The following is a 12989-nucleotide window of genomic DNA, read 5'->3' on the forward strand; positions in this document are numbered from 1 at the left end:
TCAGCTGCCTCCTCGCGCGGACGGGTCGGACGTCCGGTCGCCGGCCGTGTGCTCCTGCACCGGTGCGCCCGCGTCCCGGGCGGGCGCGGTCGCGGCGTCGTGGGCGGGCCCCTGCGGCCCGTACAGGGTGTCGCACAGGTCCAGGATCTTCTCCAGAGCGTGGGGGGCGCTCATCACGTCGGAGTGGGTGACGGTGTCGACGTCGACGACGGTGAAGTCCTCGATGTGCCCCTCCCATGCGCGCCAGTACGCGGTGCCGTCGACGCTGGGCAGGTCGGGGTTGGGGAAGAGCACCATGTACTCCTCGTACGCTCCGAAGAACTCGCCGCCCTTGTTGCGCACGTAGTGGCAGGGCACCTGGTCCGGGCGCGGCAGGGGCCGGACGGTGTACGTCTCGCCCTGCACGGCGTCGAAGTAGCGTGCCAGCTGCCGGACACGGGTGCGCAGTTGCCCCTCGGTGCGGTCGACGCCGCGCTCCAGGGCGGCCTTGATCAGGGAGTTCAGGAAGGCGTCCACATCGAGGGTGGGGTCGACCTCGTCGCGGTGCAGGACCGGCGAGGCGTCGTCGGGGGCGGTGAGGCGGTTGTCGCCGAGCACCAGGTTGACGGCGCGGAACAGGCTGACCTTGGCGCGCGCGTCGGCGTCGGCGCGGCCGCCGAGCACCAGGTCGTTGGCCCGGTTGGTGGCGATGCCGTCGAGGGTGTCCAGCATGACGAAGGAGGACACCTCCTGGCCCTGCGCCTGCAGTTCGCGCACGACTTCGTAGGCGAAGAGGCCGCCCAGGGAGAAGCCGCCGACGTCGTAGGGGCCGTCCGGCTGGACGGAGCGCATGGCCGCGACGTAGTACCGGGCCATGGCCTCCTGGCCGGTGAGGATGTCCTCCGTACCGGTCCAGCCCTTGGGGATGATCCCGTAGAAGGGACGTCGGCAGCGGGCCGCGAGGGGCGCGTAGCCGCCGATGCCGCCGTTGCCGTCGTGGACCCAGAACACCGGCCGGCCGGTGGTGACGCCGTTCATCCGGACGAGCACGGAGGCGGCGGCCTGCGCGGGGTCGGGGACGGGCTCGCCGGACGGCGGGAGCGCCGGGGTGGCCGGTGCCGTGTCCTCGCGGCCGGGTCCGCCGAGCGCGGTGACGAGGTCCTGGAGGGTCTCGCTGTCGACGAGGGTGTCGAGCGTGAGCTCCGGGTCGATGTCCCGCTGCGCACGGGCGAGGAACTGGACCTGGAAGATGGAGTCGAAGCCGTAGCGCCGCAGCGGCACGTCGGGCTTCAGCTCGGCCGGATCCAGTTCGAGCACCTCGGCCAGCAGCGCGGTGACGCGGTCGGCGGCCGGTGCCGGCGGCCGGCCGGTGTCCGCCGTGTGCGGCCGGCCGTCCGCCGGGGCCTGCGGTGCGGCGGTGCCGGGCAGGAACTGCTCGCGGATGCGGTCGTGGTCGCCGTGGACCACGATCACCTGGGGCAGGGCGCCGGCCCAGGCCCGGTGGAGGGCGTCCAGTCCGGCGTCGGCGTCCAGGGCGCGCAGTCCGGCGCGTTCCATGGCGGCCAGGGCGCCGGCGCCGGCGCGCATGCCGCCCTCCTGCCACAGCGGCCAGTTGACGGACAGGGTGCGGCCCCGGCGTTCGCCCTTGCCGACGAGGTCCTGGCGGTGGGCGGCGTAGGCGTCCAGGAAGGCGTTGGCGGCGGCGTAGTCGGCCTGGCCGGCGTTGCCGAAGGCGGCCATCGAGGAGAACGCGATGAAGCAGTCCAGGTCGCAGCCTGCGGTCGCCTCGTCCAGGTGCACCAGCCCGGCGGCCTTGACGGCGAGGACGTCCCGCAGGTCGTCGGCGCTCTTGGTGGCGAGGAAGCCGTCGCGCAGCACACCCGCCGCGTGGACGACGCCGTGCAGGGCCCCGTACCGGGTCTCGGTCTCCCGTACGGCGGTCAGGACGGCGGCGCGGTCGGTGACGTCCAGGACGCGGTACTCGGCGCGGGCGCCCGAGTCGCGCAGAGTCCCGAGGAGCCGGGCGTGGGCGGCACCGGCCGGGCTGCGCCCGCACAGCACCAGAACGGGGTCACTGACGCGCCGGGCGATGTCCTTGGCGAGGACGGCGCCCAGGCCCCCGGCGCCACCGGTGAGCAGGTAGACGCCGCGGTCCCGCCACGGTGCCGCCGGAGCCGGCACCGTCAGCTCCCGCCAGCGGGGCACCCGGAGGCAGCCGTCGACGTGGCGTACGGCGTCCTCGTCCGGGTCGGCCGCCGCGCGGCGCAGGACGGCCGCCAGGTCCTCCGCGGTGGCCGGCACCGCGGTCTCGATCCACTGGGTGAGCAGCTTGGGGTGTTCGGCGCGGGCGGTGCGCAGCATGCCGTTCAGGCCGGCCAGCCAGGGCGCGTGCGCGGGCGTGACGACCTGCAGGAGCCGGGGTTCGTCGGCGTGGTCGCGCGCCGCCTCGCGCAGCAGGGCGAGCAGCCGCTCGGCGTGTGCGGCGTAGCGGGCCGCGGCGTCGCCGTCGGCCTGCCAGACATCGCACCCGGCGCCGAGGGTGCGGGCGAGTTCGGGGGCGTCGATGCCGGGGAGTTCGCACAGGACGACGTGCCCGGGCGTGCCGCGGTGCGTGTCCCGGCCGGTGCCGGTGTGGTCCTGCCAGGCGATGTGGGCCAGCAGGGCGGCGTCCGTGTCCGCCGTGGACGCCGTGGCCGTGTCCGGTACGGCCCGCGTAGGGGCCGTGGTCGGCGGGGTCTGGATCGCGCGGGTGCTGAAGCCGAGCAGACGCACGCAGACGGTGCCCCGGTCGTCGCACAGGTCGACGTCGAGGCGTCGCAGGCGTCCCTCCCCCCGGTCGTCCGCGGCGCGGCGCACCACCGCCCAGCCCTCGGCCGGTGTGGGCCGCAGCAGTCGGATCTCGCGCACGGTGAACGGAACGGCGGCCGAGCCGGCGGCGGGCTCGTCGTCCCGCTCCTCCAGCAGAACGCCGAGCGTGGCCTGCAGGGCGCCGTCGAGCATGCTCGGGTCGGTGGTCAGGCCGGCGGCCCGGGCGGGCAGCCGCAGCCGGGCCAGCGCGCCGTCGGGCCCGTGGTACAGCGTCTGGACCGTGCGCAGGGCGGGACCGTAGTCCAGGCCCATGCGGGCGAACAGGGCGTAGCACTCGTCGGCGTCGCGGCGCCGGGGGCAGCCGGCCCGCAGGGCGTCGATGTCGCGGGTCTCCGCGGGCGCGTCGCGCAGCGCCGGGTCGAGCTGTGCGGTGCCCCGGGCGTGCACGTCGGGCGCGTCGTCGGCACGCACCTCGAAGGTGCGCTCGGCGGGGTCACCGCTGTCCCCGCCGCCGGGGGTGAGGGTGATGCGCAGCGTGCGCGGCCCGGTCACCCGCACCGGTCGCAGCCAGGTCACGTCGCGCAGGCGGACGCCGGTGGCGGGAGCGCCGGGCGTCGACGCGGTGAGGGCTTCACGGACGAACTCCACGTGGGCGGCGCCGGGGAGGGTGGGCACGTCGAGGACCCGGTGGTCGGCGAGGTAGGGCTCCTGTCCGTCGAGGCGCCGCAGCCGCTCCCCCGTGCCCGCCGGCAGCGCCGCCTCGGGGCGGTGGCCGTGGTTCCGGTCGGCGATCCAGTAACGGCGCAACCGGAACGGGTAGGCGGGCAGGGGGATGCGCCGCACCGGCCGGCCGGCGTGCAGGCGGCTCCAGTCGACGTCGCAGCCGGTGGTCCACAGCTTGACGACGCGGTCGAGGTTGCCGCGGGCGATCCACTGGTCGACGGCGCGGGCCACGTCCTCGTCCGCGGTGAGGGTGTTCCATGCCTCCTGCCGGGCGGCCCGCCCGGCGTGGACGCCGGGGATCGTGCCGCCCTCCAGGTAGGCGCGCAGGCGCTCGCCTGCGTCGGCGAGGGAGTCGGTGACGAAGCCGAGGCGCTCGTCCATGGCGACGCGCCCGGTCTGCAGGGTGTGGGCGAGCGCGGTGAGGTCGTTCTCGCGGATGCGGCCCGCGTCGATCCAGGCGAGGAGGTCGCGGGCGCGGGCGCGCAGGGTGTCCTGGTCCGCGGCCGACAGCAGGACGGCCACGGGCTCGTCGGCCGGCGGGGTGGCGAGGGCGGGGGCGGGCGGGACGTACTCCTCCAGGACGACGTGGGCGTTGACCCCGCCGAAGCCGAAGGAGCTGACGCCGGCCCTGCGGGGCAGTTCCCGGCCGTCGGCGTCCTTCGGCGCGGGCCAGGGCTGCCGCTCGCGCACCAAGTAGAACGGGCTGCCGTCCAGGTCGATATACGGATTGACCCGCTCGCAGTGCAGGGACTTCACCAGCGTGCGGTGCCGCAACTGCAACAACACCTTGATCACGCCCGCGACCCCCGCCGCCAGCTCCAGATGCCCGATGTTGGTCTTCACCGAGCCCAGACCGCAGTGCGCCTCCCCCACCGTCACACCGTGCGCCCGGTACAGCTCCGCAAACGCCGCCTTCAGACCATTGACCTCCACCGGGTCACCCAGCGACGTCCCCGTGCCGTGAGCCTCGATATAGCCCACCGTGCGCGGATCCACCCCGGCCCGCGTCCACGCCCTGCGGATGAGGTCCGCCTGCGCACGCGGGTTCGGCGAGGTCAGCGAGTTCGCCCGGCCGCCATGGTTCTCACCGGTCGCCCGGATCACCCCGTAGACATGATCACCGTCACGCTCGGCGTCCGACAACCGCTTGAGCACCAGCATCCCCACGCCCTCACCGCGCACATAGCCGTCCGCCCGGTCCGAGAACGTCTTGCACCGCCCGTCCACCGCCAGCATCCCCGCCATGGAGAAACTGATGTGCCCGTCGGGCACGACGATGGTGTTGACGCCGCCGGCGACCGCCATGGGGCACTCGCCGCGCTCGATGGCGGCGACGGCGCGGTGGATGGCGACCAGGGAGCTGGAGCAGGCCGTCTCGACCGGCTCGCTCGGCCCGTGCACGTCCAGGAAGTAGCTCATCCGGTTCGGGCCGACCGAAGGCACTCCCCCGGTCGACGACACGCTCTGGACCGGACCGCCGGTGCGCTCGACGAGGCTGCTGTAGCCGGTGTTGGTGGTGCCGACGAACAGGCCGATGTCGCTGCCGGCCAGGGAGTCGGCGGCATATCCGGCGTCTTCCAGGGCCTTCCACACGTACAGCATCAGGAGCCGCTGCTGCGGGTCCATCAGCATGGCCTCCTTCGGCGAGATGCCGAAGAACATGGGATCGAAATCGGCCACGCCGTCCATGAAGCCACCCCACTTGACGTTCGTGGTGTTGGGCTCCTTCACGGGGTCGCCGTAATGGGCGCGCCAGTCCCAGCGGTCGGCGGGAACCTCCCCGATACAGTCGCGGCCCTCCCACAGGTTCTCCCAGAAGGCGTCCAGATCCCCGGCCTGCGGAAAGCGGCAGCTGACGCCCACGACGGCGATGAGGTCGCCGGTCCGCTCCCCCGCGACGGGCGAGGCGGCCTGCTCGGAGCCGGAGGGCACGTCCGGTGCGGCCGTGGCCGTCGGGCGCGGCGTGAACCGTCCCCGCGCCGGGTCCGGGAGAACGGGTTCGGCTTCGGGTTGCGCGGTGGGAGTGGCGTCCTGGGCGGGCCGCGGCCGGCCGAGGCGGGCGGCGAGGGCCGGGCCGTGCGCGTTCACGAGGTGAGTGCCGAAGGCGTTCATGGTGCCGTGCTCGAACAGCACGGTCGGCATCAGTTCCAGGCCCAGCACCTCGTTCAGCTCGTTGACGAGCTGGCTCATGACGATCGAGTCCAGGCCGTACTCGCTCAGGGCGACGTCCGGGTCCAGTTCCCCCGCATCGACTTTCAACAAGCCGGCGACCTTCTCCAGCACGATGCCGGACACGTGCTCGAGCAGTTCCCGGGTGCCGGTGTCGGTGCCGGGCCGGGGCACGGCGGCCGGCCGGTGCCGGAGGGCACGGATCAGACGCAGCGCCTCGGCCTGCCCGATGCGCCCTTCGCGGATGCCTGCGTGCAGGTCGTCGAGGGATTCGATGGATGTGGTCACTTCCTGGCTCCGTTCAGGCTCCGCTTGAAGTCGTCCACGCTCAGGTCCTGGCGTGACACGGCTTCGATCAGGTGCAGCAGGTACGCGTCGTCGGGGGCGCCGCCGTCCGTCTCGTGTCCGGCTGCCGGGGCGGGTGCGGGCTCGTGTCCGGCTGTCGGGGCGGGTGCGGGCCGCGGCTCCGGTCCGGTGCCGGCCAGGCCCCCGGTTCGGTCGTTCGCGGTGATGTCGCGGGCGGTGAACCCGCGCAGCCGGACGCACACCTCGCCGTCGTCGTCGCACACGTCGACGTCCATGCGGCGCACCGGGCCGGGCCGGTCGTCCGCGTCGAACCGGGCGACCGCCCAGCCGGTCGCCGGGGTGGGCCGCAGCACCTCCAGTCCACCGAGCGCGAAGGGCAGCGCGGTGAGTCCGGCGCCGTCGTCGGTGAACAGTCCGGACGTGGCCTGGAGGGCGGCGTCCAGCAGGCCCGGGTCGACGACGTAGCCGGCGCCGTCCGGCCGCGCGGACGCCGGCGCTTCCAGGCGGGCGACCGCGAGGCCGGAGCCGCTGTGCAGGCGGCGCAGTGCGCGCAGTGCGGGCCCGTAGTCCAGGCCGCGGCGGGCGAACCGCTCGTAGATCGCCTCGGCGTCCGCTTCCCCGCCGTCACAGCGGGCGAGCAGGGCCGGAAGGTCGAGCCGTTCCCCGACCGCCGGCGTGCGGCGACGCAGCCGTCCGTGGCCGTGTACGACGGTTGCGCCGTCGGCGCCACGGCTGCGCACCTCGTAGGAGAGGCTGCCGTCGGGCCGGGTCGTCAGGGCCACCTCGACGTCGGTGGGCCGTTCGACGGTCAGCGGGCGGGTCCATGCCACCTGGCCGAGCGCCCAGGCCCGCGCGTCGTCGCCGGAGGCGAGGCGGGCAGCGGCGTGGGCCATCTCCAGCTGGGCGGCGCCCGGCAGCACCGGCACGCCCCGCACGCGGTGGCCGGCCAGCAGCGGTTCGCGCCCGGTGAAGCGGCTGGTGTACCGCTGCTCGGTCAGGTCGGAGGTGTTGTTGTGCAGCAGCGGGTGCGGTGCGGCGGCCCGCGTCCCGGCGGGGGCGGTGGTGTCGATCCAGTAGCGCCGCAGCTGGAACGGATACGTGGGCAGGGAGACGCGGCGCGGCCGGGGTCCGGTCCACCAGCGTTCCCAGTCGACGTCGGCGCCGTCGAGCCAGGCGGTGAGCGCGCGGTCCCAGTCCCGGCGGACCGGGCCGTCTACCGGGCCGGGCTCCGGGCACGTGACGGCGTCCGGCGTGTCGCTGCCGCGGCGTACCCGGCCGGTGCGCACGGCCTGGCCGGACTCGCCGCGCAGCCAGGACTCCAGGCGCCGCCGCAGGTCGTCGACGCCGCCTGCGAGGACGGCCAGGCGTTCGGTCATCGGGGTGCGTCCGGTCAGCGACGTGTACGCGATCGACGGCAGGTCGGCGTCGCGGTAGTCGCCGCGTTCCAGTGCGGTCACCCACTGTCCGGCCAGGTCGCGCAGGACGTCGGGGTGGCGTGCGGAGAGCACCACGGGCAGCGGTGCCGGGGACGCGGCCGGCGTCTCGCTGCCGTTCGGGGCGACGTATTCCTCCAGGACGACGTGGGCGTTGACCCCGCCGAGCCCGAAGGAGCTGACGCCGGCCCTGCGGGGCAGTTCCCGGCCGTCGGCGTCCTTCGGCGCGGGCCAGGGCTGCCGCTCGCGCACCAGGTAGAACGGGCTGCCGTCCAGGTCGATATACGGATTGACCCGCTCGCAGTGCAGGGACTTCACCAGCGTGCGGTGCCGCAACTGCAACAACACCTTGATCACGCCCGCGACCCCCGCCGCCAGCTCCAGATGCCCGATGTTGGTCTTCACCGAGCCCAGACCGCAGTGCGCTTCCCCGACCGTCACGCCGTGCGCCCGGTACAGCTCCGCAAACGCCGCCTTCAGACCATTGACCTCCACCGGGTCACCCAGCGACGTCCCCGTGCCGTGAGCCTCGATGTAGCCCACCGTGCGCGGATCCACCCCGGCCCGCGTCCACGCCCTGCGGATGAGGTCCGCCTGCGCACGCGGGTTCGGCGAGGTCAGCGAGTTCGCCCGGCCGCCATGGTTCTCACCGGTCGCCCGGATCACCCCATAGACATGATCGCCGTCACGCTCGGCGTCCGACAACCGCTTGAGCACCAGCATCCCCACGCCCTCACCGCGCACATAGCCGTCCGCCCGGTCCGAGAACGTCTTGCACCGCCCGTCCACCGCCAGCATCCCCGCCATGGAGAAACTGATGTGCCCGTCGACGCCGACCATCGTCTGGACGCCGCCCGCGACGGCGAGCTGGGACTGTCCCTCGCGCAGGGCCTGGACGGCGCGGTGGATGGCGACCAGGGAGCTGGAGCAGGCCGTCTCGACCGGCTCGCTCGGCCCGTGCACGTCCAGGAAGTTGCTCATCCGGTTGGGGCCCATGGAGGACACGGAGCCGGTGGCGGAGTACCCCTCGACGACCGGCACGTGGCGGGCGATCAGGTTGCCGTAGCCGGTGTTGGTGGTGCCGACGAAGATCGCCATGTCGCTGCCGGCGACCGCGTCCGCGGAGTAGCCGGCGTCTTCCAGGGCCTTCCACGCGTACAGCATCAGGAGCCGCTGCTGCGGGTCCATCAGCATGGCCTCCTTCGGCGAGATGCCGAAGAACATGGGATCGAAGTCGCCGACGCCGTCCATGAAGCCGCCCCACTTGACGTTCGTGGTGTTGGGCTCCTTCACGGGGTCGCCGTAGTGGGCGCGCCAGTCCCAGCGGTCGGCGGGAACCTCGCCGATGCAGTCGCGGCCCTCCCGCAGGTTCTCCCAGAAGGCGTGCAGATCCCCGGCCTGCGGAAAGCGGCAGCTGACGCCCACGACGGCGACGGGCTCGGACGCCGGCGCCGGGTTGTTCCGGGTCCGCGGTCGCGGTTCGGGCGGTGACGTCGGTGCGGCGGACGGACCGTCCCCGGGGACGTGCGGCTCGGCGGCGGCCCCGGCGGCCGGCGGCTCGGGGGCCCGTGGCTGGGGCTCCTTCGCCTCGCCCGCCTCCGTGTCGCCGGGCTCCGCCGCGGCCACGGGGGCCACGCGGTCGCCGTACTCGTCGAGGAGGTGGTCGGCCACCTCGCCCAGCGTCGGGTACTCGAAGAACAGTGTCGGTGCCAGGGACAGGTCGTAGCGGTCGTTGAGCCTGGTGGCGAACTCGGTGAGCGAGATGGAATCGAATCCGTACTCGCTCATCTCCACCGCTCCGTCGATGTCGTCCTCAGGGACCTCCAGCAGCACCGACACGTCGGTGATCAGCGACCGCAGCAGTGCCGTGCGCCGTGCGGCGCGGTCCTGGGCGGGTGCCTCGGTGCGGGCGGCGGCCCGCCGGGCGGCGGGGGCGGGTTTCGGCGCGGCCAGCAGGGTCGTCTCGACGCGGGCGCGGTCGCCGTAGACCGCCATCACGTGGGGCAGCCCGGTGCCGTAGGCGTGGTAGAGGGCGGCGATGCCCTGCCGGGCGGGCATCGGCAGCATGCCGGCCCGCCGGTGCAGTCCGCGCGCGGTGGCCTCGTCGACGCGCATGCCGCCGTCGGCCCACAGCGGCCAGCCGACCACGAGCGTCCGGCCGTGGCGTGCGCCGCGCGTCACCTGGTCGGCGCGGCGGGCGGCGTAGGCGTCCAGGAAGGCGTTGGCGGCGGCGTAGTCGGCCTGGCCCGGGTTGCCGAACGCGGACAGCGAGGAGAACCCGATGAACCAGTCCAGCGGCAGGTCGGCGCTGGCCTCGTCGAGGTGGACGAAGCCGGACACCTTGGCGGTGAAGACCTCGCGCAGGTCCTCGGCGGTCTTCTGGGCGAGGTAGCCGTCGCGCAGCACGCCCGCCGTGTGCAGGATGCCGTCGAGGCGGCCGTGGGCGGCGACCGTCTCGCGGACGCAGGCGGTGACGTCGTCGCGCCGGCCCACGTCCAGCGATCGGTAGCGCGCGTCCGAGCCCGAGGCCCGCAGCTCACGCAGCAGTTCGGCCTGGCGCGGGCCCTCCGGCGAGCGGCCGCAGAGCACCAGCGTGGCGCCGGGGACCTGTCGTGCGATCTCCCGTGCGAACAGGGCGCCGAGGCCGCCGGCCCCTCCGGTCACCAGGTAGACGCCGCCGGCCTTCCAGGGTTGGTCGGGGACGGCGTCCTCGACCGCTTCCCAGCGGGGCACCAGACGACGGCCTCCGGTGCGGCGCACGGTCTCGTCGGCGGCGCCGGCGGCTTCCTGCCGCAGTACGGCCGCCAGGGCCTCGGCGCCGGCCGTGGGGTCCACCTCGATCAGCTGCGTGATCAGGCGGGGGTGTTCCTGCCGGGCGGAGGCCAGCATGCCGCCGAGGCCGGTGGTGAGCCGGTCATCGCCGTACGCGGGGACGGTGAGCTGCACCAGGACCTCGCCGTCACGCGTGGCGAGGACCGCCTGCCGCAGATGGGTCAGCAGTGCTGCGGCGCGGGCGGTGTAGCGCTGGGCCGCGTCGCCGGGGCCGGCCGACAGGTCGGTGCAGGGGCGGCCGAGTGCGGCGGTGACGGCTGCCGGGTCGACCGGGTCGAGGCCGGCCAGCAGCACGTCGTGCCGGGCGAACGGCCGCTCGCCGGGCGCGGGTTCGGCCTCCTGCCAGTCGACGCGCATCAGGATCAGCGAGGCGTCGTCGCCCTCGGACGGCTGTTCCTGCCGGGCGTCGGGCGCGGACAGGGTGCGGGCCTGGAAGCCGAGGAGGCGTACGCACACCCGGCCGGTGTCGTCGCACAGGTCGATGTCGACCCGGCGTACCGGGCCGCCGCGGTCGTCGGCCGAGGAGCGGGCCACCGCCCAGCCGGTCGCGGGCGTCGGCGCGAGGACGTGGACCTCGTCGACGGCGAACGGCAGCGCGGCCGGCACGTCGTCGCCGTCGCCGGTCAGGGCCAGACCCACGGTCGCCTGCACGGCGGCGTCGAGAAGGGAAGGGTGCAGGGTCCAGCCGGCCGTCTCCCCCGCCGCCCGGGGCAGGCGCAGGCGGGCCACGGCCAGACCGGGGCCGGTGTCGAGGCGGTCCAGTGCGCGCAGGGCCGGGCCGTAGCCCATGCCCATGCGGTCGAACACGCGGTAGCAGGCCTCGTGGTCCAGCCCGCGCGTGGCGCAGCGGGTGCGCAGGGCGTCGATGTCCAGGCGCTCGGCGGCGGGTGCCGGGCCGTGCTCGATCCGGCCCTGACCGTGCGTCAGGCGTCCGCCGGCCCCGCGGGAGGCGACCTCGTAGGCGTGACTGCCGTCCTCGCGGCGGCGCAGGACGGTCTCCACGGTGGTGGGCCGCTCGATCCGGGCGGGCCGCGACCAGACGACGTTGCGCAGTACCAGGCCGGTGGCCGGCAGGCCCTCGGCGCGGGCTGCGGCGCACGCCAGCTCCAGGTAGGCCACGCCCGGCAGCACCGGCACCCCCCGCACGCGGTGGTCGTCGAGGAAGAACTCGCCACCGGTCAGCTCGGTACGGCGCACGGAGTCCGGGCCGTCCCCCGGGACGGCGTGCCCGGCCAGCGGCGACGGCGGCGGCGCCTCGGCGGCCGGAGTCGGGGTGCGCCCGGTGACGGCGGGCGCCACCCAGTGGCGCTCGCCGCCGAAGGCGTAGCCCGGCAGGGGTACGACGCGGAAGCCGCCGCCGGAGAACAGGTCCGCGAAGCGCGGCGTGGCGCCCCGGACGTAGGCCGCGGCCAGTTCGGCCAGCGCCTCGGGCCCGGCGTCGCCGGACACGGGCGCGCCGACGCGGTCGCCGCGGCCGCGCTTGTCGGTGCTCTCCCCGGTGACCACGCCCTCGGCGTGGCCGTCGCGCAGCCAGGCGCGCAGCACTCCGGCCACCTGCGCGCGGTCGGTGGCGACGAGGGCGAGCCGGTGGGTGCAGTGGCGGCGGCCGGTGGCCAGGGTGTAGGTGACGTCGCCGAGGTCCAGGTCGTCGTGCGTCTCGGCGTGCGCGAGGAACCGTTCGACCTGGGCGCGGCGCGCGGCCTCGCCCTGCCCGGACAGAACCAGCAGCCAGTGGGACCGCTCGGGGTGCCGTGGGCCGCCCGGCACGGGGGCCTCCTCGATCAGCACGTGGGCGTTGGTGCCGCTGGCGCCGAAGGAGCTGACGCCCGCGAGGCGCGGACCCGTGGCCGGCGCCGGCCAGGTCTCCAGCTCCGTGGTGACACGGAAGGGGCTGCCCTCCAGCGCGATCGCCGGGTTCGGCTCGGAAAAGTGCAGGGACGGCGGCAGTTGACGGTGCTTCAGCGCCAGGAGGACCTTGACGACACCGGCGACACCGGCGGCGAACTGGGTGTGGCCCAGGTTGGTCTTGATCGCGCCGAGCGCGCAGCCGCCCTCGGGGGCGTCGCCGAACGCCTGGCACAGCGCCTCGAACTCGATCGGGTCGCCCAGCGGGGTGCCGGTGCCGTGCGCCTCGATGAGCTGGATGCTCCCCGGGTCCACGCCTGCCCGTTCGTACACGCCGCGCAGCAGACGCTCCTGCGAGGTGGCGCTGGGCGCGGTGATGCCGTTGGTGGTGCCGTCCTGGTTGACGCCGGAGCCGCGGATGACGCCGTACACGTGGTCGCCGTCGCGCAGGGCGTCGGCGAGCCGCTTGAGGACGACGACACCGGCGCCCTCGCCCGGCACGAAGCCGTCGGCGCGGGAGTCGAAGGTGTGGCAGCGGCCGCTCGGCGAGAGCATGCCCGCACGCGTGCCGTACTGGTAGAGGCGGGGCGTGGACTGGACGAACACACCGCCGGCCAGCGCCATCGAGGTGACGCCCAGGCGCAGGTCCTGGCAGGCGTGGTGGATGGCGACGAGGGAGCTGGAGCAGGCGGTGTCGATCGACTCGGCGGGGCCCTGCAGGTCCAGGAAGTAGGAGATGCGGGAGGCGATGACCGAGGCCATGTTGCCCCACATGGTCTGCGGGGGCGCGTCACGGCCGATCAGCTCGTGGTAGTCGCCGGGGAAGGCGCCGACATAGACGCCGCAGTCCCGGCCGTCGAGCCGCTCACCGGCGTAGCCGGCGTCCTCCAGGGC

General features: G+C 74.6%; 2 protein-coding genes (1 of these 2 cut by a window edge). Both read right to left on the reverse strand.

All coding sequences use genetic code 11. The annotated features are described in order from the left end of the window. Window positions 1–5967: an SDR family NAD(P)-dependent oxidoreductase gene (locus AB0950_RS32490; protein ID WP_366780022.1), complete on the reverse strand. Its 5967-nt coding sequence runs from the start codon at window positions 5965–5967 to the stop codon at window positions 1–3. Further along, a protein-coding gene (locus AB0950_RS32495) for an SDR family NAD(P)-dependent oxidoreductase (protein WP_366780023.1) crosses the window boundary here: on the reverse strand, window positions 5964–12989 show its 3' end. It continues 18288 nt past the right edge of the window; the window shows 7026 of its 25314 coding nt (coding positions 18289–25314); its start codon lies beyond the right edge, outside the window; the stop codon is at window positions 5964–5966. Before AB0950_RS32495 ends, AB0950_RS32490 begins: the two co-directional genes overlap by 4 nt.

Origin of the sequence: Streptomyces sp. NPDC007189 (assembly GCF_040703635.1) — a bacterium.
Classification (GTDB): domain Bacteria; phylum Actinomycetota; class Actinomycetes; order Streptomycetales; family Streptomycetaceae; genus Streptomyces.